30 protein-coding genes are annotated in these 23614 nt (G+C 30.9%); 21 read left to right on the top strand and 9 right to left on the bottom strand.

Translation table 11 applies throughout. The features are described 5' to 3' along the window. Position 1 precedes the first annotated feature (1 nt). The 3 genes from hslU to rplI are packed head-to-tail and all read right to left on the bottom strand — an operon-like array spanning position 2 to position 2303. Complete coding sequence (gene hslU, locus DZ64_RS0107235; protein WP_024790020.1) at positions 2-1315, bottom strand: HslU--HslV peptidase ATPase subunit; 1314 nt, start codon at positions 1313-1315, stop codon at positions 2-4. After that, positions 1312-1863 carry an ATP-dependent protease subunit HslV gene (hslV, locus tag DZ64_RS0107230; protein ID WP_024790019.1) on the bottom strand — a complete coding sequence of 184 codons (552 nt, stop codon included), beginning with the start codon at positions 1861-1863 and terminating at the stop codon, positions 1312-1314. The genes hslU and hslV overlap by 4 nt, the downstream gene beginning before the upstream one ends. Further along, on the bottom strand, positions 1863-2303 hold the full coding sequence (gene rplI / locus DZ64_RS0107225; RefSeq protein WP_024790018.1) for a 50S ribosomal protein L9: 441 nt from the start codon (positions 2301-2303) through the stop codon (positions 1863-1865). Before rplI ends, hslV begins: the two co-directional genes overlap by 1 nt. A 76-nt stretch (positions 2304-2379) precedes the next feature. Between rplI and DZ64_RS0107220 the strand changes: the two genes are divergently transcribed. The 9 genes from DZ64_RS0107220 to DZ64_RS0107180 all read left to right on the top strand — a co-directional run bounded on the left by DZ64_RS0107220 (position 2380) and on the right by DZ64_RS0107180 (position 7495). Next, positions 2380-2805 (top strand): PAS domain-containing protein, encoded by a 426-nt coding sequence (locus tag DZ64_RS0107220; RefSeq protein ID WP_035003191.1) that lies wholly within the window; start codon positions 2380-2382, stop codon positions 2803-2805. Beyond that, positions 2805-3128, top strand: a complete 324-nt coding sequence (locus tag DZ64_RS0107215) for a hypothetical protein (protein WP_024790016.1) — start codon at positions 2805-2807, stop codon at positions 3126-3128. Before DZ64_RS0107220 ends, DZ64_RS0107215 begins: the two co-directional genes overlap by 1 nt. 94 nt (positions 3129-3222) lie before the next feature. Beyond that, the gene (locus DZ64_RS0107210) at positions 3223-3726 is read left to right on the top strand and encodes an Hpt domain-containing protein (RefSeq protein WP_024790015.1); all 504 of its coding nucleotides are present in this window, start codon (positions 3223-3225) and stop codon (positions 3724-3726) included. Next, on the top strand, positions 3723-4106 hold the full coding sequence (locus DZ64_RS0107205; protein WP_024790014.1) for an SEL1-like repeat protein: 384 nt from the start codon (positions 3723-3725) through the stop codon (positions 4104-4106). Before DZ64_RS0107210 ends, DZ64_RS0107205 begins: the two co-directional genes overlap by 4 nt. Next, complete coding sequence (locus DZ64_RS13400; protein ID WP_024790013.1) at positions 4103-4858, top strand: nitrate- and nitrite sensing domain-containing protein; 756 nt, start codon at positions 4103-4105, stop codon at positions 4856-4858. The genes DZ64_RS0107205 and DZ64_RS13400 overlap by 4 nt, the downstream gene beginning before the upstream one ends. Positions 4859-4868: 10 nt before the next feature. Beyond that, a complete protein-coding gene (locus tag DZ64_RS13395; protein ID WP_024790012.1) occupies positions 4869-6479 on the top strand; it encodes an ATP-binding protein in 1611 nt (536 codons plus the stop codon). A 22-nt stretch (positions 6480-6501) separates the two neighbouring features. Further along, a complete protein-coding gene (locus tag DZ64_RS13390; protein ID WP_024790011.1) occupies positions 6502-6813 on the top strand; it encodes a response regulator in 312 nt (103 codons plus the stop codon). A gap of 10 nt (positions 6814-6823) precedes the next feature. Further along, positions 6824-7018 (top strand): hypothetical protein, encoded by a 195-nt coding sequence (locus tag DZ64_RS0107185; RefSeq protein ID WP_024790010.1) that lies wholly within the window; start codon positions 6824-6826, stop codon positions 7016-7018. Positions 7019-7138: 120 nt separating this feature from the next. After that, positions 7139-7495 carry a response regulator gene (locus DZ64_RS0107180; protein ID WP_024790009.1) on the top strand — a complete coding sequence of 119 codons (357 nt, stop codon included), beginning with the start codon at positions 7139-7141 and terminating at the stop codon, positions 7493-7495. On the opposite strand, the gene mqnE is transcribed toward DZ64_RS0107180, so the two are convergent. Then, entirely contained in the window at positions 7486-8550 is a 1065-nt protein-coding gene (gene mqnE, locus DZ64_RS0107175) for an aminofutalosine synthase MqnE (RefSeq protein WP_024790008.1), read from the bottom strand. The two genes, DZ64_RS0107180 and mqnE, sit on opposite strands and share 10 nt — an antisense overlap. Positions 8551-8595: 45 nt before the next feature. On the opposite strand from mqnE, the gene DZ64_RS0107170 reads away from it, so the two are divergent. From DZ64_RS0107170 to DZ64_RS0107160, 3 genes are all read left to right on the top strand, one after another. Next, entirely contained in the window at positions 8596-11028 is a 2433-nt protein-coding gene (locus DZ64_RS0107170) for an HD domain-containing protein (RefSeq protein ID WP_024790007.1), read from the top strand. Next, complete coding sequence (locus tag DZ64_RS13385) at positions 11025-11198, top strand: hypothetical protein (protein WP_236618682.1); 174 nt, start codon at positions 11025-11027, stop codon at positions 11196-11198. Before DZ64_RS0107170 ends, DZ64_RS13385 begins: the two co-directional genes overlap by 4 nt. A gap of 353 nt (positions 11199-11551) precedes the next feature. Then, positions 11552-12544 (top strand): GGDEF domain-containing protein, encoded by a 993-nt coding sequence (locus DZ64_RS0107160; RefSeq protein WP_024790006.1) that lies wholly within the window; start codon positions 11552-11554, stop codon positions 12542-12544. Here DZ64_RS0107160 and DZ64_RS0107155 read toward each other — a convergent pair. Further along, a complete protein-coding gene (locus tag DZ64_RS0107155; protein ID WP_035003190.1) occupies positions 12534-13286 on the bottom strand; it encodes a 3'-5' exonuclease in 753 nt (250 codons plus the stop codon). The two genes, DZ64_RS0107160 and DZ64_RS0107155, sit on opposite strands and share 11 nt — an antisense overlap. A 143-nt stretch (positions 13287-13429) precedes the next feature. Between DZ64_RS0107155 and aroF the strand changes: the two genes are divergently transcribed. Both aroF and pyk read left to right on the top strand, forming a co-directional pair. Further along, a complete protein-coding gene (aroF, locus tag DZ64_RS0107150) occupies positions 13430-14488 on the top strand; it encodes a 3-deoxy-7-phosphoheptulonate synthase (RefSeq protein WP_024790004.1) in 1059 nt (352 codons plus the stop codon). Between the two features lie 209 nt (positions 14489-14697). After that, entirely contained in the window at positions 14698-16080 is a 1383-nt protein-coding gene (pyk, locus tag DZ64_RS0107140; RefSeq protein ID WP_024790003.1) for a pyruvate kinase, read from the top strand. Between the two features lie 123 nt (positions 16081-16203). Here pyk and DZ64_RS0107135 read toward each other — a convergent pair whose 3' ends face one another. The 4 genes from DZ64_RS0107135 to argF all read right to left on the bottom strand — a co-directional run bounded on the left by DZ64_RS0107135 (position 16204) and on the right by argF (position 18819). Beyond that, the gene (locus tag DZ64_RS0107135) at positions 16204-16611 is read right to left on the bottom strand and encodes a Fur family transcriptional regulator (RefSeq protein WP_024787875.1); all 408 of its coding nucleotides are present in this window, start codon (positions 16609-16611) and stop codon (positions 16204-16206) included. A gap of 70 nt (positions 16612-16681) precedes the next feature. Next, positions 16682-17437: a peroxiredoxin gene (locus DZ64_RS0107130; RefSeq protein ID WP_024790002.1), complete on the bottom strand. Its 756-nt coding sequence runs from the start codon at positions 17435-17437 to the stop codon at positions 16682-16684. A gap of 96 nt (positions 17438-17533) precedes the next feature. After that, entirely contained in the window at positions 17534-17905 is a 372-nt protein-coding gene (locus DZ64_RS0107125) for a DUF2603 domain-containing protein (RefSeq protein ID WP_024787873.1), read from the bottom strand. Next, positions 17890-18819 carry an ornithine carbamoyltransferase gene (gene argF, locus DZ64_RS0107120; protein ID WP_024790001.1) on the bottom strand — a complete coding sequence of 310 codons (930 nt, stop codon included), beginning with the start codon at positions 18817-18819 and terminating at the stop codon, positions 17890-17892. The genes DZ64_RS0107125 and argF overlap by 16 nt, the downstream gene beginning before the upstream one ends. Positions 18820-18871: 52 nt before the next feature. On the opposite strand from argF, the gene ribA reads away from it, so the two are divergent. Genes ribA through DZ64_RS0107085 form a run of 7 tightly spaced genes read left to right on the top strand, consistent with a single transcriptional unit; the run spans position 18872 to position 23579 of the window. After that, on the top strand, positions 18872-19429 hold the full coding sequence (ribA, locus tag DZ64_RS0107115; RefSeq protein WP_024790000.1) for a GTP cyclohydrolase II: 558 nt from the start codon (positions 18872-18874) through the stop codon (positions 19427-19429). 53 nt (positions 19430-19482) lie between these two features. Next, positions 19483-20019, top strand: coding sequence for a 16S rRNA (guanine(527)-N(7))-methyltransferase RsmG (rsmG, locus tag DZ64_RS0107110; protein ID WP_024789999.1), 537 nt, complete (start codon positions 19483-19485; stop codon positions 20017-20019). Further along, a complete protein-coding gene (locus tag DZ64_RS0107105; protein WP_024789998.1) occupies positions 20007-20204 on the top strand; it encodes a PP0621 family protein in 198 nt (65 codons plus the stop codon). Before rsmG ends, DZ64_RS0107105 begins: the two co-directional genes overlap by 13 nt. Continuing rightward, a complete protein-coding gene (locus DZ64_RS0107100) occupies positions 20191-20568 on the top strand; it encodes a hypothetical protein (RefSeq protein ID WP_024789997.1) in 378 nt (125 codons plus the stop codon). Before DZ64_RS0107105 ends, DZ64_RS0107100 begins: the two co-directional genes overlap by 14 nt. Next, positions 20565-21098 carry a PAS domain-containing protein gene (locus DZ64_RS0107095; protein WP_024789996.1) on the top strand — a complete coding sequence of 178 codons (534 nt, stop codon included), beginning with the start codon at positions 20565-20567 and terminating at the stop codon, positions 21096-21098. Before DZ64_RS0107100 ends, DZ64_RS0107095 begins: the two co-directional genes overlap by 4 nt. Next, positions 21088-22512 (top strand): methyl-accepting chemotaxis protein, encoded by a 1425-nt coding sequence (locus DZ64_RS13900; protein ID WP_024789995.1) that lies wholly within the window; start codon positions 21088-21090, stop codon positions 22510-22512. The genes DZ64_RS0107095 and DZ64_RS13900 overlap by 11 nt, the downstream gene beginning before the upstream one ends. Beyond that, positions 22500-23579: an FtsW/RodA/SpoVE family cell cycle protein gene (locus DZ64_RS0107085; RefSeq protein WP_035003187.1), complete on the top strand. Its 1080-nt coding sequence runs from the start codon at positions 22500-22502 to the stop codon at positions 23577-23579. Before DZ64_RS13900 ends, DZ64_RS0107085 begins: the two co-directional genes overlap by 13 nt. Positions 23580-23614: the final 35 nt, after the last annotated feature.

The following is a 23614-nucleotide window of genomic DNA, read 5'->3' as shown; positions in this document are numbered from 1 at the left end:
CTTATAATATATATTTTGTTATTTCTTCATTTTCTACTATATCGTCCAATTTACTTTTAACATAAGCTTCATCTACAATAAATTCCCTTCCTTTGTATTCATCGGCGCTGAAATTAATCTCTTCTAAAACTTTTTCCACTACAGTATGAAGTCTTCTGGCGCCTATGTCTTCCGTTTTTTCATTTGCCAAAAAGGCATATTTCGCAATTTCTCTTAAAGCACTTTCGTTAAATTTAAGTTCAACCCCTTCAACTTCAAGAAGTTTCTCATACTGCTTGATTAATGAATGTTTAGGTTTCATCAAAATCTGATACAAAGCTTCCTCATCAAGACTTTGAAGTTCAACCCTCAGAGGAAATCTTCCCTGAAGTTCCGGAATCAAATCACTAGGTTTGCTTACATGAAAAGCACCGGCTGCAATAAATAAAATATGGTCTGTTTTAACATATCCGTATTTTGTATTTACGGTTGAGCCTTCGACTATCGGGAGCAAATCCCTCTGGACACCTTCTTTGCTAGGATCCTGCCTCTGGTTCCCGGTGGCTGCTATTTTATCGATTTCATCTATAAAAATGATTCCGTTTTCCGCTCTTTTTAGAGCTTCTTTTTTAAGTTCTTCTTTACTTATTACTTTTTCGGCAGCCTCTTTTTTTAAAAGCTTTTTTGCCTCTTTAACCGTTACTTCCTTTTTTTCTTTATTCTTATTAAAAATCCCTATAATTTTAACAATGCTCTCCTGTGCCTTAACCATTTCTGGAGGTAAATTATCATCCCCGTCAATGCCTTCTTCAACCTCAATAGTTATTTTTAAATGATCGACATCACCGTTTTTTACTTTCTGTTTCATTTTTTCAAATGTGTTTTGATATTCCATCTGTTTGGATTCGGGCGCATTTTTGGGAAGAGGAGGCAAAAGTTTTTTTGTAATTTCCTCAATAATATTTTCTTCTATCAACTCCTTGGAAGCCTCCTGCATTTCCTCTCTTACCAAATTAAAAGAATTATTAACCAAATCCCTAATCATACTTTCAACATCACGCCCTACAAATCCGACTTCTGTGTATTTACTCGCTTCCACTTTTACAAACGGAAGTTTCATCATTTTTGCCATTCTTCTGGCTATTTCTGTTTTACCGACTCCTGTTGGACCTATCATCATTATATTTTTAGGCATAATATCATCCTGCCATTCTTTTGGAAGCTGTATTCTTCTGTATCTGTTTCTAAGAGCGATTGCTATTGTTTTTTTGGCATCTTTTTGTCCTACAATATATTCGTCAAGGTATTTTACTGTCTCTTTTGGTGTCAAATTCATTTTTGCCCTTCTATTTTTAATATTTTAATGTTATGGTTTGTATAAATACAAATGTCCGCTGCAATACTCAGAGATTCTTTTACAATCTCTTCAGGGGACAATTTTGAGTGTTTTGTTAGAGCCCTTGCAGCAGAGAGGGCGTAATTGCCCCCGCTTCCTATAGCTGCGAGTTCCCCGTCTTCAGGCTCAACCACGTCTCCATTTCCGCTTAAAATAAAAATATGTTCAGGGTTAAGCACTATCATCATTGCTTCGAGACGCCTTAGGTATTTATCTTTTCTCCAGGCTTTTCCAAAATCTATTACAGATTTTACCAAATCCCCTTTTCTGTTTTGAAGGTTGTTTTCAAACATATCAAATAAAATAAAAGCGTCAGCCGTACTTCCAGCAAAACCTGCCAGAATTTTACCGTTGTAAAGCGTTCTTATTTTTGTTGCATTTCCTTTTAATACCGTATGTCCGAATGTAACCTGTCCGTCCCCGCCTATTACGGCCACACCGTTTTTTTTGTACCCAAGTATTGTGGTAGCTTTTAAGTTTATTTCCATTATTCGCCTTCAACAATAAGTTTTAAATTGGCATTTATACCGTGCCCCAATTTTATTTTAACATTAAATTCCCCTGCACTTTTAATCTGTTTGGCTTCTATATCTTTTTTATCCACGTCTATTCCTTTTTCTTTTAAAACTTCAGAAATTTCTTTATTTGTTATAGCCCCGTAAAGCTGTCCGTTAGCACCTAATTTATGTTTAATAACAACAGGTGTGTTTTCTATTTTTTTCTTTAATTCTCTTAATTTTTCAAGCTCCTCTTTTAAAGCTTCTTCTTTTATTTTCTGTTCTTCTTCCCACTCTTTTATAACTTCAGGAGTCGCAAGTTTTGCAAAACCTTTTGGAATTAAAAAGTTTCTTGCATATCCGTCTTTAGCATTTTTAATTTCCCCCGCTTTTCCAAGTCCTTTTACATCTTTTATTAACAAAATTTTCATAAATTTTCCTTTTTTTATTGCTATTTTACTAAATTTTAGTTAAAATAGCAAAAATAAAATTAATAAAGGTTTAATAATGAAACCTACCCCAATCAATGAAGAAGTTACATTTGAAGATGTAGGAGTTTTAGGAAGACCCATAATAAGTAAAACAGATTTAAAAGGTATAATTACATATGCTAACACTCCTTTTTGTAAATTAGCAGGATATTCAAAACAGGAATTGATAGGCCAGCCCCACAACATTATAAGACATCCGGATATGCCAAAAGCCGTTTTTAAACAGATGTGGGATACAATTGAAAGAAATGAAAAATTCAGGGGATTTATTAAAAATTTGAGAAAAGACGGCAAATATTACTGGGTGGAAGCTTTTATTGAACCGGTATTTGATGAAAACGGTGTAAAAACGGGTTATATTGCCGCAAGAAGACCTGTTTCAAAAGAGGATAAAGAAAAATATGAAAAAATTTATAAAGAAATGAGAGAAAAGGAACAGTAATGCTAATTGTCTATGAAAACGGAAAAATAATTGCACTTGGCAAAAATTTGTTAAACACGTTAAATATAACTTTGGAAGAAATGTCACAGGTTATAACGCGACTCGAACTTGAAATGGCCGTTTTAAATAAAAAATCCATTCAGATAAAAAACAATATTTTCAAAATTACAAAAGAAAATCTGATAACATTAAAAAATTTGGATATATTTCAATTGGAAAAAAATGAAGAAAAAGAAATTTCCCCAAAAGAAGAAATAATGGAGGCTTTACAAACGCCGGAAGTAAACATTATCGAAGACAGAAGAAAAAGAGCAACCTATTGAACTTAATTTTGAAGACAACATAAGCGAATGTGAAAAAATATTTTCACAAAAAGATGATATTGATGAAATAATTGAAAAAGAATTAAATACCGCTATGGAAGATTTGGGCATAGACCAAAACATGACCGATGAACTATTTAACGATTTGTTAAAACAATATGAAGAAAAAAAAGACACTTTATATAAAGCTATTGAAAAACAAAATTACAAAGAAATACACGAAATAGCCCACTTTTTAAAAGGAGCCTCTTTAAATCTACGACTTTCAAATCTTGCTTTAATTTTTAAAACCATCGATGAAGAAGCCAAGAAAGAAACAGATATCAGTATTATTAAAAATCTTGCTGATAAATTTTATAATTTTATTTCACCCTTGATAAACGATAGAAATACAAAAAAAGAGAATCAAAAATCTGCAAATAAAAATATTGAAATAGACCCGAAAATTAAAAATATAGTCTTAAACACTATAAGAGTTTATCTGGAAACACAAGATGAACAAAAATTTCAAAAAGATAAAAAATTTATTGAAAAACTGCTAAATACAAAAATTAATTCATTAAATGATTTACAAAACATATTAAAGGAAAACAAATGAAAAAAGTCATTTTATTCTTCTTTGTAGTCACGTTTCTTTTATCCCAAAGTTTATATTTTAACGCATTTAAAGATATTCAAAAAGCAAAACGTCTGCTAAATTCAGACCCACAAAAAGCAAATGCTTTATTTATTGAAGCAGGCAGTTTTTTAAAACAAATAATTAATTCATCCATAAATTCTGACAAACCTTCCTCGCAGGCACTGAATTTACTCGGTGAACTATATTTGAACGGCTGGGGTGTTGAGAAAAACATAAAAAAAGCAAGACTTTTATTATGCGCTGCCAGAAATTTAGGTAACTTCAGAGCACAAATGCTAATTAAAAAAAACAGTTTAAAATGCCCTGCAAAAATTAATCTTAAGGAGTTAAAACAATGAAACTATCATTATCAAAACTATTGGCAATTGCAATATGGCTCCCATCTTTAATTTTAATAGGATGGAGTGGATTCAATCTTTATGAGCAATTTCAAACATATCAGTCCGAACAAAAAGTAGTTAAATATCTTAAATTGGGAAATAAACTGGAAAATTTACTCGTTTATTTAGGCCAGGAAAGAGGTATCAGCTCTATTTATTCTGTGTCAAAAGGTAATTATCCTAAATCAAAAGAACTTTTAATGCAAAAAAGAAAACTTTTTGATACGGCAATATATGATTTGAAGAAATTTTTAAATAAAAATCCCGAATTTTACAATATTACAAAACGTGTTTTAAACACATTAAACAAATTACCTCAAATTAGAAAAAAAATAGACAGCTTTGAAGAAGATTATGTTCATAAATATTTCTTTACATATTATACGGTTTTGGAAAATCAGATATTAAACACTGAAGCTAAAATATTTCAACATTTCCCTCAAACAGTAAAACCGAATTTTGCGTTAAAACTCGAACTCGATAAAATAATAGCTTATTCAGGTATTACAAGAGGATTTGTATCTTATTTTATTACCGCTGACTTACCTATGAGTCAAAAGGATTATGAATATGTATTAATGAAATACTATCACGATTCAAATATTTTAATTACCAGTTTGAGTAAAAATCTTCAGGCTAAAATATTTTTTGAAAATCCAAAATTTATAAAAATAGAAAATTCAATTAAAGATTCTAATTTTTTATATTGAACAGGCCAATATGGGTTATTACACAACCAAAAAATTTGAAGGTTATCCTATTGATGCTTTGGATTATTTTTCACTTTTCACAAAAAGAATTTCTTATTTTAAAAACAGTGCAAATATGATAAACAGTGACATTAATAAACAAATTGACAATCTGCTTTCAAATTCAATACAAAAAAGAAATATTGCAATAGTTATTTTTATTATTGCCATCCTGATTCTAATTTTAGGTTTTTATATTTATAAAACTATAAGGACACATATTAAAGAGTTATCAAACACATTAAATAAATTGGCACCGATTACAGGTGAAAATGTTCAAATAGACATCAACAGCCCTAAAGGTATGAATGAAGCTTTGAAAATTACAGAAGAAGCCATCGCAATTACACAAGAAGCTGTTAAAAAATCCGAAGAAGCTTCAAAAGCAAAATCCTTATTCCTTGCAAATATGTCTCATGAAATTAGAACGCCTCTTAACGGTATTTTGGGATTTTTGGAACTTCTTAAAACAACAGAAATCACACCCGAACAACAGGATTATATCAACACTATCGCTCAAAGCGCCGAAAACTTGTTACAAATAGTAAACAACATTCTGGATGTTTCAAAAATCGAAAGCAATAAATTAACCCTCGAAGAAATAGATTTTAAAATAGAAGACGAAATAGAAAATACATTGGAAGTATTTGCAACCCCTTGCGCACAAAAAGAAATCGAATATGTATCATATATTTCGCCTGACATTCCTTCCGTTGTAAGAGGAGACGTATTAAAAATAAAAGAAATTTTAACTAACTTAATAAACAACGCCATTAAATTTACACATAAAAACGGAACTATTGAAGTAAATGTCAAACTCCAAGAAATCAAAGAAAACAGGGCAAATATTTATTTTGAAGTAAAAGACACCGGTATAGGAATGAGCGAAGAGCAAAAAAACAAAATATTTGAGGCATTTGCCCAGGCTGACGAAAGCGTAACAAGAAAATACGGGGGAACGGGACTCGGTCTTACCATTGTTAAATCCTATATTGAAATGATGGGCGGAAATATTAAAGTTGAGAGTGAAATAAACAAAGGAAGTAAATTTTATTTTGATTTATGGTTTAATATTGTAGATGCAACACCTAAATACAGAAAAAATAGCTTCTCAAATTTAACATTTGCTATTCTTAACACTTTTAAAGACACAAAAAGAAAAGATTTAAGCCTTGAATATTTAAACTTCTTTGGAATAAATAAAATAGGTTTTAATGAAGCAAGTGAACTTAACAAATTATCAAAAAATGAAATTATAAATGGAGTAATCGTATTTTATGAAGAAAGTGAAAAAGATAAAATTAAAAATTTACAAAATATTGATTATCCAGTAATATTAATTTCTTCCCTGGTTTATAAAAAAGAAATAGATAATCTTGATTTTAAACAGTTTAATATTTATGACCCTAACGTTCCTTCAAAATTCTATAATGCCATACTGTTTACAAAAGAAGAAATAAAAAGGGAAGTAAAAAAAGCGGAACATAAAAAAGAAATTTATGAATTACATGCATTAATTGCAGAAGACAATCCGATAAATATGAAACTTTTAAAAACAACATTGAAAAATATGGGGAATTGAGGCCGATGAGGCCCATAACGGATTGGAAGCATTTAATAAATATTCTTCAAATCCTCAAAAATACGATGTAATTTTTATGGACGCACAAATGCCTGTAATGGACGGAATAGAAGCAACTCAGGAAATACTTGAATTTGAAGAGGAAGAAGGAATAAATCACATTCCGATTATTGTAGTTACCGCTAATGTTTTAAAAGGAGACAGGGAAAGATTTTTAGGTGCCGGTATGGATGATTATATTTCAAAACCAATTAAAAAAGAAGAGTTATTAAGAGTTCTTGAAAATATTTCTAAAAATAAATATTCCAAAATTTTGAAAAAGAAGAAAATTTAATTATAAAGGTTTGGAAACAGAAAAAACAAATGAAAAAAATATTGAGGAAAATCCACAAAACATTCAAAAAGAAGAAAATATTATAATTGCTTCGGATACAGATTTACTTGCCCAGTATTTAATAATTCCTGAAGCTAAAATTGCAAAAAGTATTAAAGAATTGTCAAATTTACTTAATTCAAATGATATTAAAAATTTAATATAAACGTTAAAAAACAATAATAGTAAAATCTATTGCATTAACAGATAAAAAGATAAAATCTGATATAATTTTAAACGATTTATTACCAGAAAATATTCTAAATTCTATAAAAAAGGTTAGATAATGCCAAAAAAAATTCTTATAGTGGATGATGACGCCACAAACAGAAAATTATTAGAAGCCATATTAAAAAAGGGCGATTATGAAGTAATTGAAGCTGAAAACGGTATTGACGCTTTGCATAAACTCACTTCCGATATTGATTTGATTCTTTTAGATTTAATTATGCCATTAATGGGTGGACTTGATTTTCTGGAAGTCCTCCCTTCCAAAAAACCGGAATGTATAAACATACCTGTGATAGTTTTAACTACAGACGATTCAAAAAGAGTTGAAGCGTTAAACAAAGGTGCAAAGGAAGTAATAATAAAACCTGTTAATCCTGCACTTCTTTTAGATAAAATCGCCTCTTATTTATAAATTTTCAATTCGTTATATAAACTATCCCTTTCTACAGGGATATATCCGCTGTCTTTTATAAGATGCACAAGTTCGTCAAGTTTCAAACCGTTTGCCGAATTAGCGCCGGCCGCTGAATTAATTGATTCTTTTTCAATCGTTCCGTCAATATCGTTTGCCCCGTAATTTTGCGCCACAAGAGACAAATTAAGTGTTGTAGTGACCCAATACGCTTTAATATTAGGAATATTTTCAAGTAAAATTCTGCTTATTGCCATAGTTTTTAAAATTTCCACCCCGCTTAAAAATTTTTTTACATTTAAATAATTATTTTTTCGCTGATAAACAAGAGGTATAAATGCGTTAAAACCGCCTGTTTTTTCCTGTAAATCCCTTATTCTTAATATATGATCAATCCTATGGGCTCTGTTTTCAATATGTCCGAACAACATGGTTGCATTTGATTTTTTTCCGCGTTTGTGCCAAAGTTCGTGAATTTTAAGCCAGTTTTCACTGCCCACTTTGTCTTTGCAGATTTTAGCCCTAATTTTTTCATCAAATATTTCAGCCCCGCCCCCGGGCATAGAATCCACACCGGCTTCAATCATATCATCAAGCACTTTTTCATAACTTTTTCCACTTAGTCCGCTAAAAAAATTAACCTCAGCGGCCGTAAACGCTTTTATATGAATATCTGGAAGTTCCCCTCTTATGGCTTTTACTATATTCATATAATACTCATACCCCACATACGGATTATGGGCTGAAACTATATGAACCTCTTTTGCCCCTTTGGCATAAGCGTTTTTAGCAATTTCAACACATTCTTCAATACTTAACGTATAGGGATTGGGATTTTTTCTATGGGCGGAAAAAGCACAGAATTTACAGACATCTTTACAAATATTGCTCGGATTTATATGCCTGTTGATATTAAAATATGTTTTTTTGCCAAATTTTTTTTCCCTTATTGTATTAGCCGTTTCCCCTAAGGTAAAAAGGTCCATATCATATAATTTAGCCGCTTCTTTTAAAGACAATTTTTCACGATTTTTCAATTTTTTCAAAATCAACACCAATCCTTTTTATTTTTTTGTTAAAATATCACAAAAAAGGCAAAAATGCAACTGGAAGAGCTGATTTATTCAAGTAACGATGATTTTGAAATATCAAAAATTTTAAAAAAAGAGATAAAAAATTATCTTCAAAATATAAAAATTGAAGGCGGGAAAGATTTCTTTGTAAAACACACAAAAAAAATGGATTATTATATCTCGCTGATTTATAAATATTTAATGAAAAAAACTTTCGATGATTATTCACCCCCTGTGAATTCAATTCCTATTACAATCATAGCGCTCGGAAGCTACGGAAGGGAACAGCTCTCCATTTATTCCGATATAGATATAATGATAGTTTATAAGAATATCAAAGGCTACAATATAAATTCTATAATAGAAAATTTCATTATAATGCTTTGGGATTTGGGGCTAAAAATAGGACACAGGGTTCATGAAATAAAAGATTTATTTCCTGCAAGCAACGAAGATATAACCATTAAAACCGCAATGCTTGAAAGCAGATTTATAACAGGGAGCAAATTTTTATGGGTTGAAACCCAAAATGAATTAAATAAAATAAAAAATTACAACAAAAAAGATTATATTCTGGCCAAATACGAGGAAATGCTGGAGCGCCATAAAAAATATCCGATTACGATGGAACCGAATATAAAAGACGGATTCGGTGGAATAAGGGATTCAAACACCCTTTTGTGGATAACCAAAGTACTTTTTAATTATCCCAATACATCATATTTAATACCGAAATATATTAATGAAAATGACTTCAAAGATTACAGAAGCTCGCTTGAATTTTTATTTAAAACAAGAGTATACCTTCATTTAACAGCCAAGAAAAAAACCGATAATGTTATTTTGGAATATCAAAGAGAAATAGCCCTGAATTTGGGATATACCGATTCCCCAAGGTTAAAAGCGGAAAGAAAATTTATAAAAGATTTGTTAAAAGCTTTATGGAAAATAAATCTTATTACCAACATAACAATAAAAAAACTTATAAAACCTTATTTATATAAATATCCTGTTTCGAAAATCAAAGAAACAAGAATTAAAAAAAATTTTTATTTATGTGAAGAAACCTTATATACAAGGTTTAATGTAAAAATAAAATTTAATGATTTAATGAAAACTCTGATTGATACAGATTTTAAAAAATGGGATATTTCGTTAATTTCACTTTTAAAAGAAACAAAATTTCAAAAAATAAATATAAAAAAACTTTTTTACAAAGAAAATTTATATCCGCTGTTTTTTGCACTTTATAAAGCGGAAAAACTGAGAAAAATTTTTCCGCCTTTTGAAAAAGTAAAATTTTTAGCACAGTTTGACGGATATCATCACTATCCTGTGGATATCCATTCATTATACACATTAAAAGAAATAGAATGTCTGGATGAATTTAAAAAGCTTTCAAGTAAAGACAGGGCAATTTTGAGATTCAGTGCATTTTTTCACGACCTAGGAAAAGGAAGAAGCGCAGACCACTCTATAACAGGTGCCAAAATAGCCAAAAATTTTGCCCAAAATATAGGATTTGAATCCGACACTGTTTCCAAACTTGTAAAATATCATACATTAATGTCAAACGTAGCCCAAAGAGAAGACATATATAACGACAAAGTAATCCTTTCTTTTGCCCAAACAATGGAAAACGAACGTTTTTTAAAACTTTTATATATTTTAACCGTTGCCGACATTAAGGCCGTGGGTAAAGATATATACACCCCTTTTAAAGCAAGCCTGCTTAAAAGCCTTTATGAAAATACATTAACTGCACTAAAGCATAAAGAATTAATTAATGAAATAGCCATAAGAAAAAGAAAAGAAAATATTCTTAAAAATAAAGAAGAATTTAAAAAACTCCCAAAATCTTTTCAAATTCAGCTTTTGACTTCCCCGTCTAATCAGCTATTTTTACAAAATGGCATTAATGAAATTTTATTAACAGCCCTGTGGCTCAAAGATACACAAAATTTTAAGTATAAAATCGAAAACAAAACACATTTGACAATTCATTTGGCAAAAGAAGACAAATTAAATTTTTCCATCGGGTGGTTTTTGGAAAAAATAAAACTGCCGCTTAATCACATGAGCATATATAAAATAGGAGAAATTAAATATTTCAAAATAGAATTTAACGATAATGTGGAAGATTTTGATATCCCTTTAATTGAAAATTACATAAAAAAAGCTTTTGAAGAAAATCAGCAAATTAAAACAAAAGTAAAATTTAAAAAAAGGGAAATAAAAATAGACTGCTTTCATTCCCCCAATTACGCCTCGATGAAAATAAAAACAGAAGATAAAAAAGGAATAGTCTCTACAATTTTACAGGTTTTGGACGATTTTAAAATAAGGGTGGAAGATCTTAAAATATCCACACAAAAGAATATAGCAAGAGATTTGTTTATAATTTCCAAAGAAAACGGCTTTTGCGAAAAAAAAGAAAATATATTAAAGGCGTTAACATGAAAAAAAGAATTTTACTTATTATTGCTTTAATTATGATTATTACCACCGCTTTAAGAACCATTGCGATTACTTACTCGTTTTTAAATTTTTCAAACACTGTTATTCAAAATGAAAATTCTTTTATTAAAAGTCTGTTTCTAAATTCAAAACCCCTTCTTACATTAAATTAAACAAAAAAAATATTATAAAAATTACATACGATGCAAAAGAAAATTATGAAAAATTATTTATTGCCTTAATTTCTTTAATAATTATAATTTTAATTGTTAATTATTATTTAAATCCGTATCTGGAAATTTTTGAAAATATAAATAAAAGCACAAAAGAAATTTTAAAAGGTAAATTTGACCAACAAATATCTACAAAATTAGGTGGAGAAGCAAAAGATTTTGTAAATTCTTATAATTATTTTTTAAATAAACTCAAAGAAAGTTTCGGCGTTATAGAAAACAAATATACAACACTAATAGAAAAAGAGAAAAGTTCCGACCCTTTAAACGACGCAAAAGAGACAATTGAACAGTTGAGTGAAATTTTTAAATTCAAAAGATTAATAGAAGAAGATTTAAATATCAAAAGTGTATTAAACAGATTAATTAATGTAATTAAAAATCACGGAATTAATAATTTTATCTTAATAGGAATAGACAATAATAAAAAAGAAATAATTTATTATAAAGCTGAAGGGGAAGAATGCTGTGATGTAGAAGAAAATTTTACTTTATGCAGAGCTTATAGAACAAAAAAAGAGATAAATTCCTTAACATATCCAAAGATCTGCCAAAGACATTTTTGTGAAAATGATTATATCTGCATCCCTTTTTCAAACAGCGGCAATTTTAACGGAATATTAAAAATAATGATAAATAATGAAAATGAAATAAAGAGCATAAAAAATATAATTCCTTTTATAAAAGCTTATTTAAACGAAATATCATCTATTATTGAATCAAAATATACATTAGAGCTTTTACATCAGCAAACTATAAAAGACCCATTAACAGGACTATTTAACAGAAGATATTTAGAAAATACGCTTCCTATTTTAATAGCTTCTGCAAACAGGGAAAATACAAAGCTTGGATTTTTAATGATAGACATAGATCATTTCAAACAGGTAAACGATACTTACGGACATAAATCAGGAGATATAACATTGAAAAAGTTATCAGAAATTTTAAAAAAATCAATAAGAAAAAGCGATATAGCCATTCGTTATGGAGGTGAAGAATTTTTAATTATTTTACAAAACATAAAATCTATCGATGATGCAAAAAAAATTGCCGAAAAAATAAAAAACACTATGGAAAAAACAGAAATTGAACTTGATAACGGAAAAAGTATCATAAAAACCGTAAGTATAGGAACCAGTATTTATCCTGACCAATGCAAACAAGGATGGGAATGTATAAAATTAGCCGACATTGCCCTTTATGAAGCCAAAAATACAGGACGAAACAAAGTTGTATTATTCAACAAAGAAATAAAAGAATATCAAAATTATATTAACTCTTAGATTTATTTTTATTTTTTCTTGGTTTTGCAAATTCAATCAAATCTTCCGCACTGAGTATCTCCTTTGGCAGATTTTCCAAACATTTTAAAAACACCCTCGCGGTTGTCCTGGCATCTCCAAGAGCCCTGTGGTGGGTTTCTTCAGGCAAATCAAGCTCTTCCATCAAATATTTAAGACCGTAACGGCTGGCTTTAATGGTTTTTTGAGACAAACTCAGCGTACATACACATCTATTAAGAAGTTTGCCTAAATTCTCTTTTTCAAATTGATAAACCAAAAAATTAAAATCGAAATCCGCAGGATGTGCAACAAAAACAGAATCTCCCAAAAAAAGTCTGAATTTTTTTAAAATTTCTTTTTGAGACATTTCATTTTCAAGCATTTTTTGGCTGATTCCCGTCACTCTTTCCACAAAAACAGGAACATCATCCGCATAAATTAAAAAATCAAAACTGTCGGTTATTTTTAAATTTTTAATTTTAACCGCTCCTATTTCAATAACCTGCCCTCTTTGGGGCTTTGAATTGTTTACTTCAATGTCAACAACCACATATTCAGTATCTTTAAAAGAAATTAAAGCAGTTTTTAAAAATATTTTTTCATCTATAATCGTTAAAGGTAGACCTTGAAATTTTAAAATATCAAACATACTCTCAAAATCAAACCCCGGATAATCTTCTTGAAAGATTCTCAAAAATTTTTCTTTACTCACTCCGTTTTTTAACAATTTAATTTTATCCATTTTTATCTTTTTTATGAAATTATATCAATTAAAACATTAAAATAATACTAATTTGGAAAAAAATTATTAATTAATAGTTTTTTTTATTGACAATACTGAAAAACTTCATTATAATTGCAAAAATTATTTTTAAAGGAATATTTATGGTATTGGTAATGAAGGTGGGAGCCAGTGAAGAAGAGATTAATAAAACAATTGAACAGATTAAAACCTGGGGTCATGAGGTAAGCGTAGCCCCTGGTGAAAAACAGGTGGTTATAGGAATTATAGGGGATAAGACAAATCTTTCCGGAAAACCTCTTAATACACTTCCGGGTGTTGCGAAAGTTTTGGAAGTATCGGCACCTTTTAAAAGGGCAAGCAGACAATTCCATCCTGAAGACAGTGTATTTGACATTGAAGGCGTAAAAGTCGGCGGAGGAAACAAAGTAATTATAGCCGGACCCTGCAGCGTTGATACGGTAGAAAATGTGGTATATTTAGCAAAAGTAGCAAAAGAAAACGGAGCACATATGCTAAGAGGAGGAGCATATAAACCGAGAACTTCTCCATATTCGTTCCAGGGACATGGGGTTGAGGGTCTTAAAATGCTTATGGAAGCAAAACAGCAGACAGGGCTTCCTATTGTAACTGAGCTTATGAGCATAGAAGATATAGATGTTGTATATAAATATGCAGATGTTATCCAAATAGGGGCTAGAAATATGCAAAATTTCCCGCTTCTTAAAGCAATTGGAAAGCTTGATAAACCTGTAATACTTAAAAACGGAATTGCTTCAACTCTAAAAGAACATTTAATGAGTGCTGAATATATTATGAGCGAGGGAAACGAAAAAGTAATTCTTTGCCTTAGAGGAACAAGAACATATGAAGGCAGTGTTAGAAACACTATTGATGTAACACTGGTTCCAATTATGCAAAAAATGACACATTTGCCTATAATAGTAGACCCGAGTCATGCGGCCGGAAAAAGGGAATTCGTAAGCGCACTTGCTTATGCGGGTATGGCTGTCGGAGCCGACGGACTTATTGTAGAGATGCACAACTGCCCGAAAGAAGCCTTAAGCGACGGAGACCAGGCTTTATTACCAAGGGATTTTGAATTTTTAATGAAAAAACTAAAAACCCTTATCCCTTGGAGCCAAAAAGAATGGTGGGAATTTGACGCCGAAAAAGAAACAGACTGCATAAAAGTTAAATAACTTTTTTTCTTCTTCTTTTTCATTAATTTTTTGATATCAATCTGTTAAAATTTTTTGTTATAATATCTGTTATGTAAAGGAGTCTGTGATGGAAAAGGAAATTTTAACAGATTCAATAATCACTGCAAAAGAAGCACTGAAAAAAGCTCCTGAACTAAAGAAATACTTCTTAAAGAAATTAAAGAATATCTACAAATGAAAGGTCTTTAATGAAAAAAGCGAAGATAGTAGCGACGCTCGGCCCTGCTTCGATAGATAAAATCGAAGATTTAATAAAAGCGGGCGTTGATGTTTTCAGACTTAATTTTTCCCACGCCGACCATAAAACCCATAAAAATTCCATTTTAAAAATAAGGGAAATTGCAAAAAAACTAAATTCTAAAACAGCCATACTTCAGGACATAAGCGGTCCCAAAATAAGAATTAGCGAAATAAACGGTTTGCTTGAACTTAAAAGAGGCGATAAAATAAGACTTGTCAAAAAAAACCCAAAAACAGTTTATGATTTAACAATCAGCTATCCTCAAATAATCGATGACGTAAAAACAGGAGAATATGTTTTTTTTGCAGACGGAAGCATACGTACAAAAGTAATAGACAAAGATAAAAATTACGTTACTCTGGAAGTAAAAAACGAAGGAGTACTTTCAAGCAGAAAAGGGGTTAATTTTCCTCATTCCGACCTTAAAATTTCTGCAATTACCGAAAAAGATAAAAAAGATTTGGTTTTTGGTGCCAGAAATAAAGTAGATATTGTTGCCATTTCATTTGTAAACTCTAAAGAAGATATATTAAAAGCAAAACAGATTTTAAAACAAAACAATGCCTCTCCTTGGGTTTTTGCAAAAATTGAAACAAAAAAAGGTGTTGAAAACATAGATGAAATAATCGAAGTCGCAGACGGAGTTATGGTGGCAAGAGGCGATTTGGGAATTGAAGTGGGACTTGAAAAAGTCCCCGTTATCCAAAAGAAAATAATAAGACGTGCAAATAAATTAAAAAAACCTGTAATAACGGCAACGCAAATGCTTTTATCGATGGTAAATTCCCCTTTTCCGACAAGAGCCGAGGTTAGTGATGTGGCAAATGCGGTAATGGACGGAAGCGATGCGGTAATGCTCAGTGATGAAACCACAGTCGGGAAATATCCTGTTAATGCGGTTGAAACATTGAAAAAAGTAATAATTGAAACCCAATATATTTATCCGTATAATAAAAGATACGAAATCCAAGACATCGACGCCATTGCGGCAAGTATTTCTGATTTAGACAAAGGTATAAACCCCAAGGCTATTGTATGTTTCACAAGTTCAGGAACAACTGTAAAAAGTATTGCAAAATACAGGCCGAAATCCCCTATTATCGCTGTAACGCACAGTAGAGTTACAAGCAGAAAATTAAAAGTTGTCTGGGGGGTTGAAAATATAATTGAAGTCCCTAAAATAAAAAATCCTGAAAGATTGATTGGTAAATTCCGTGAAATTGCCTTACAAGACAACATTCTAAAACCCAAAGACAAAATTATTGTCACAATGGGAAGTATTGTAGGAAAAGAAGGAACTACAAATATGATAAGGATTATTGAAATTTAAATAATTTCAATATCAAAATAAAATTCTATTTCCGGAAAATTTTTATATAAAAACTCTTCTATTGTTTTTCTGATTTCTCCGGCTAATTTTTCATTATGGGAAGCATAAACAATTGCAAAAGCTTTATTTATTTTTCATTTCTTTTTTGCATTCTTCACAAATACCGTAAATATAAAGCTCTTTTTGTGTATCAGGGAATTTTTCCTCTATATCGTTTATAATACTTTTATTCAAAGGCACATCTATAACTCTGCCGCAGTTTTTACATATAAAATGAGCATGGTCTTCTTTGCTTAATTCGTATTTTGGCTTTTGATGCAGACAAACTTCGCTTATAATACCCTCTTCTTTTAAAGAGGTAATATTTTTATAAATAGTTGCAAGAGAAATGCTTGGAAACATCTCTTTTATTTTTTCATAAATTTCCTCAATACTTGCATGTCCCTGATTTTCAAGTTCTTTTAAAATAGCGAGTCTTTGAGGTGTTGTCTTGAGAGTGGAATTATCAAGAATATTTTTTATATTTTTCATATTAACCTTTCTTTCTGTTTTTTAAAAAACATATAAAGAAATATTTTTTAAAAAACAGAAAAAGAAGAAATTAAGCGTTTTTAAACGTTTTTACCATTTCTTCCATTTCTTTTACATCATTTTCATCTATTAAATCTTCTAGTGTTACATAACCTCCGACATTTCCTGTCATTGGTTCTACATCAGTGTTAACAGGAAGTGTTTTTTTACCAGGTTTCCAGTTTGCAGGGCAAACTTCTCCAGTTTTATATGCATGCTGATGAGCAATAATTTGTCTTAAAAATTCTTTTACGCTTCTACCTACAGGTGGAGCTTGAACTTCTTCAGCTACAATTTGTCCATCTGGATTGATTAAGAATCTACCTCTAAGTGCAAGTCCCGCACCTTCAATCATTACACCGAATTTTCTTGTAATTTCACCAGTTGGGTCCTGAGCAATTGTAAGTTTAAGATCTTTTAATAGTGGTTCGGTTTCCACAAATCTTTTATGTGAAAATTTAGTATCTGTTGAAACAGCCAATACTTCTACCCCAAGTTCTTTTAAAAACGGAAGTGCCGCATTCATTGCCGCAATTTCAGTTGGGCATACAAATGTAAAATCTGCCGGATAAAAGCATGCTACTGTCCATTTTCCTTTATAATCTTCGCTGCTGACTTCTGTATAATGACCAGACTCCGCATTATAAGCTTCCGCTTTAAATTCAGGCATTTCTTTTAATACCAATACTCCACTTTGTGTTTGAACATTTTCCATATTTACCTCCTCTTTTTGTGTTTTATTTTCGGCTTCTTTAGCCAATTGTTTTGTATCTTTTTCGCATGCCATTTGGCACTCCTTTATTACTTTTTGTTACATTGCAATTATAATTAAAAAATATTTATTTGTCAAGGAAAAAATAAAAAAAAGGAAAAAATTTTTCTTTTAGAAGATATTATCTACATTTATATCATAAAACAGATTCGGGTGTTCTGTTTTTATTTTTCTAACAACATCATTAATATTTTTATCAGGATATTCCTTCATCTCTTCCAATACTACAGCTTTTACATCGTCATAATCAATCGGAAACTCGCTTAAAATGGCTTTTTCAAGTTTTAAATCAAAATTTTCTTTTAACAGTTTTTTCATCCCCTCTATTAATGATATATATTCTTCAAAATTCAGGGCCACTTTTATTTTATCGTCTATTTCTATAATCCAAAGAGAACTTTTTTTATCCCCTTCTTTTAATTCATAATCCATACATTTTATTATTGCCGGATTGGGAGAAATTTTTTTTATTTTTTCAACCATACCATTAAACCTTTTTGTGCATGAAGTCTGTTTTCCGCTTCAGCAAATATTGCCTCTTCATATTTTTCAAACACTTCTTCGCTCACTTCATATCCCCTGTATGCCGGAAGACAATGTAAAAATATTGCGTCTTTTTTAGCCATAGTCATTAATTTATTATTTACCTCATATCCTTTAAAATCTTTTATTCTTTTTTCTTTTTGCTGTTCCTGACCCATACTGACCCATGTATCGGTAGTAACAACATCTGCATTTTTTACGGCAAGTTTAGGGTCATTATAAAAATTAATCAAAGCACCGCTGACTTTGGCAAATTCAAGCGCTTTATTTTTAATAAAATTATCCACTTCATAGCCTTTTGGTGTCGCTATATTCAAATTAAATCCTAAAATACCCGCTAAAATTGCCCAGGAATGTGCCATATTGTTGCCGTCCCCCACATAAGAAACCAACGTTTTTTCAGGACTGCGAAAATCAAATTTTTTAAATTCAATCACAGTCATTAAATCAGCCAGCAGCTGCACAGGGTGACATAAGTCCGTAAGCCCGTTTATTACCGGCACACGTGAGTATTTTGCAAATTCGCTAAGCCTTTCCTGTCCGAATGTTCTAATCATCACCAAATCGACCATTCTCGAAATAACCCTTGCAGTATCTTTTATAGGCTCTCCCCGTCCAAGCTGAATATCGCGGCTGCTTAAAAAAAGGCCGTTTCCACCGAGCTGGTTTATTCCCGCTTCAAAAGAAACCCTCGTTCTTGTTGAACTTTTTTCAAAAATCATAGCAAGCTGGGTATTTTTTAAATAAGGTTTAAAAATTTTGGCTTTTGTCTCTTTTTTTATCTGAAACGCCAGTTTTATTATTTCTTCTATTTCCTCTTTTTTATAATCTATAAACCACAAAAAATGTCTCATTTCTATCCTTTATCTGAATTAAGATATAATTTTATCAAAAAAAGGAGTTTTTTTGAAAATTTCGCAAACAGCCAATCTCCCGACAAGATACGGAAAATTTAAAATACGCTCATTCATAGAAAACGATAAAGAACATCTGGTTATTTTCACAGAGAATTTACCCGAAACACCTATTGTAAGGATTCACAGCGAATGTTTAACAGGCGATGCGCTGGGAAGCCTTAAATGCGACTGCGGAGAACAGCTTGAAGAGGCTCTCAAAACAATAAATGAAAAAGGGGGAATGGTAATATACCTAAGACAGGAGGGAAGAGGAATAGGGTTATTTAACAAAGTAAACGCCTATGCCTTGCAGGATGCGGGACTTGATACCGTGGAAGCCAATCATCAGTTGGGATTTGAGGCGGATATGAGAGATTTTGGTATAGTGGAAAAAATCTTAAAAGATTTCGGTATTAATAAAATAAGGCTTTTAACAAACAATCCAAAAAAAGAATTCGCTTTTAAAGAAATAGAGGTGGTTGAAAGAATTCCTATAATTGTAAAACCAAACCCTTACAACGAATTTTATTTAAAAACAAAAAAAGAAAAACTCGGACACAAACTGTGAAATAGTGAGTGGTGATAATGGAAAATGAAAAATGAAAAAATGGAGAATAAAAAATGAATAAAAAATACGAAATATTTGCAAATGAGCTGTTAAAATGGAACAAAACACATAAATTTACCAATTACACCACAAAAGAAGAAATTTTTGCCCAAATCGAAGATTCCCTTTTTCCACTAGAATATATCAAAAATGCAAAAACCGCTGCTGATGTGGGCACGGGAGCCGGATTTCCCGGACTTGTCTTAGCAATTGCCTTGCCTCAAACAAAATGGTATTTAATTGAACCTTTAAAAAAAAGATACAGTTTTTTAAATTATATAAAAATACTCTTAGATTTAAACAACGTTGAAATAATTCCAAAAAGAGTGGAAAAATCGGATATCGGCAAAGCGGATTTAATCACAAGCCGGGCGGTTATGAAAACAGACGATTTTTTAAATTTGGTAAATCCTTTTTTAGATAAAAATGGTACAATACTTTTATATAAAGGTTCCAATGCTTTGGAAGAACTGGGGGGAATAAATGCTAAAATTATTAATAAAAAAAACAGAAATTATGTTTTTATAAAGGCAAAGCAATGGGAAAAATAATAATATTTTTAATTATAATAGGTGTAATTTATTATATGTTTAGACCAAATAAAAAAATTAAAAAAGACAATAATGATGAAAATGAATTTGTCCCGTGTGAAAAGTGTAAAACATTTGTATTAAAAAAAGACGCAAAATTTAAAAACGGAAAATATTACTGTAAGGAATGCGATGCTGATTCTTGAAAAACCGTTTAGCAATGAAAATTTTATAAAAGTAAACTCAATTGAAGAAATAAAAAACACTCCTTCAAACACAACAATAATTTTTCAATATAACGATAAATTAATTGACACATTTGTTTTTTGCAAAAATAATAATATTCCTTATGGCGTTATAATCAATTCGGTAAAAGAGCTGATTTTTATTACCAATTTAAATGCAAAATACGCATTTACAGACAGTTTACAAAAAGCTGAAATTTTTCAGAAAACCGCTGAAAATTATTTATTGGATACAAAGATAATTTTTTTGGCAGATTCTCTTGAAAAAATAGAAGTTTTGGTAAAATACCGAATAGACGGAATCAAAGTAAAGGATGAAAAATGAAAAAGCCAAGAATTACCCCTATAGAAAAAGAGTATATCTTAAAAGAAGAGGATTTTATTGTAAGTAAAACAGATTTAAAAAGCAGAATTTTATACGGTAATGAAATATTTATAAAACTGTCCGGATATGATGAAAGTGACATATTGGGCTCACCGCATAATATACTGAGACATCCGGATATGCCGAGATGTGCATTTAAAATTTTGTATGAGCATATTCAAAACGGAAAAGAATGGTTCGGATATGTTAAAAATCTAAGAAAAGACGGAGGATATTACTGGGTAATGGCAAATATTTCCCCGACATTTGACGATAACGGAAGCCATATAGGATATTATTCCGTAAGAAGAAAGCCAAGAGATGGATTTAAAAATATAATTGAGCCGCTGTATCAAAATCTGCTCTCCATAGAAGCTGCTTCCGGGATGGAAGCCGGAGTCGATGCCGTAAATGAACTTTTGAGCTCAAAAAATATGAATTTCAATGAATTAATGATAAAAATTCAAAAAGGAATAATAAATGAACTCTAAAATATTAAATTATCTGGCCGCATTGTTATTTTTGATAATGGGAATAATAGGATATGTTTATCATGACTACATAAACACTGGTATCGCCGTTGTGGGAATAATTATTGCAATTTACATTACAACCTTAAATAAAGAAAAAACCGACCCGTTAAAAGAAAAAATTAAATCAGTTTTGAAAGAAGCCGAAAACGGGAACTTTCAGCCGAGAATCACCAATATAAACAAAGAATCCGGTTTTTTTGAAGAGGCATGGGCACTAAACAATCTGCTTGACCAGCTTGAAGCTTTTGAAAAAGATCTTTCATATTCCATAGAAGCGGCGGAAAACGGAATAGATTACAGGGATATTCCGCTTGAAGGATATAAGGGAAAATTCAAATTTACCGTTGAAAAGGTAAATAAGGCAATTAAATCCATTTCAACGGCAATAAAAGAAACCAAAAGAAACGAACTAGCAATAGAACTTAACAATTTAGGGGGAGGAATCAATAAACAGTTAAATGAAATCAAACTCTCTCTTGATGAAAAACTGAAAGAATTTATGCAAAAAATAGATTCCCTTTCAACAGAAATTTATGAAGGAGCGGATAAATCCTCTCAAAAAACAATTAACCTTTCAAATGTATTAAATGAATTAATTGATTTTATTTCCCATACAAACGAAGCCATTAATATGCTTTATAACAGAACGGAAGAAATAGGCAAAATTGTTGAACTGATTACCGACATTGCCGACCAGACAAATTTACTTGCTCTCAATGCGGCAATAGAAGCGGCAAGAGCCGGTGAACACGGAAGAGGTTTTGCGGTAGTTGCCGACGAAGTCAGAAAACTAGCGGAAAGAACCCAAAAGGCGACAAGCGAAATATCAATAACAATCAAAACTCTTCAGCAGGAAACCAGCGAAATTCAGTCAAATTCCGAAAAAATAACATCTATGGCAATAGAGTCAAAAGACGATGTGGATGAAGTTTCCGCAATGATTGAAGGATTCAGGGACAAATCGCTTGAAAACAAAAAATATGTGGATTTGGCAAGTTTGAGATTATTGATGGATTTAGCCAAATTATCACATTTGATATATAAGTTAAATGCCCATGATTCAATTATAGAAGAGAAAGAGATTCCTTTAACAAAAGATAATGAATGTGAATTTGGAAGATGGCTGCTAATGCAAGGCACTGTAAACAAAATAGGCTGTTATCCTGAATATAAACAGATTAAAGACACACTGCATAAAAAAATCCACGATTTAACAAACAGAGCTTTGGAATGTATTCCTGAACACTCATGCATAAACCAAAAAGACAGAATTATAGAAATTTTCAAAGAAATAGAACATGCCTCCGAATCACTCGAAAAAACAATGGATATATTGTTTGAGAAATATTCCGAAAAACCATGCAATACTTAAAAAAATTCGATTTTTTTCTTCTTTTTTTAATACTGCCTTTTATAATAATAAGCCTCGTTTTAATAAACGAAATTTCGCATAAACTTTTTTATAAAGAGCTTATTTATATAGGAATAGGTTTTTTGGTGTTCGTAACGGTATATCTGATACCGATAAGAAAACTTTTATGGCTTATCCCGGTAATATACTGGCTGAATGTAGTGTTGCTTATTGCCGTTGATATTTTCGGCGTAAAAATTCTGGGAGCCAAAAGATGGCTGAGAATACCACTGGTAAATGCGACAATTCAACCCGCAGAATTTATGAAAACAACACTTTTGCTTATGCTGGGATACTTAATTTACAAATACCCGCCCAGGCCTCTTTATTCATTTAAAGAATTTTTAAGGCTGTCCGTTTACATAATAATACCTTTTATTTTAATTGTAAAAGAGCCTGATTTGGGAACCGCTCTTATTACTTTAATAATAGGTTTCGGTGTTCTTTTTATAATAGGGGTAGATAAAAAAGTGTGGCTCGGCATTGGAATTTTCAGCATTTTATTTGCACCTGTTTATTATAAGTTTTTTATGAAGGATTATCAAAAAGAAAGAATCGAACATTTTCTAAATAAACCCGGTTACCATGTAAAACAGTCGATTATTGCCATCGGAAGCGGAGGGCTTAAAGGCAAAAGCAAAAAAAACGCCTCGCAGGCAAATTTAAAATTCCTACCCATTGTAAGCAGCGATTTTATTTTTGCCTATCTTGTTGAAAGATTCGGATTTTTGGGCGCACTGTTTGTAATCGGCTTATATTTTTTACTTGTGGCTTATTTTATTGACAAAGCGGAAAAATTAAAAGACGATTATTTTGCAAAAGTGATGTACGGAGGGGTTGGAATAATGATTTTTACCTATGCTTTTATCAATATGGCAATGACTATGGACCTGGCTCCCGTGGTAGGGGTCCCTCTTCCGCTTATAAGTCACGGGGGAACAAGTTTTATTAATTTTATGATACTTTTTGCAATACTTGAAAATCTGGTCTCAAGAAAAGAATTTATTCACACATACGGGGTAAAATAGTGAATGGATTATCAATTATTCATTGATTATATAGT

This window comes from Lebetimonas sp. JH292 (genome assembly GCF_000523275.1).
Lineage (GTDB): Bacteria > Campylobacterota > Campylobacteria > Campylobacterales > Nautiliaceae > Lebetimonas.
This window is presented reverse-complemented; position numbering and strand designations above follow the sequence as displayed.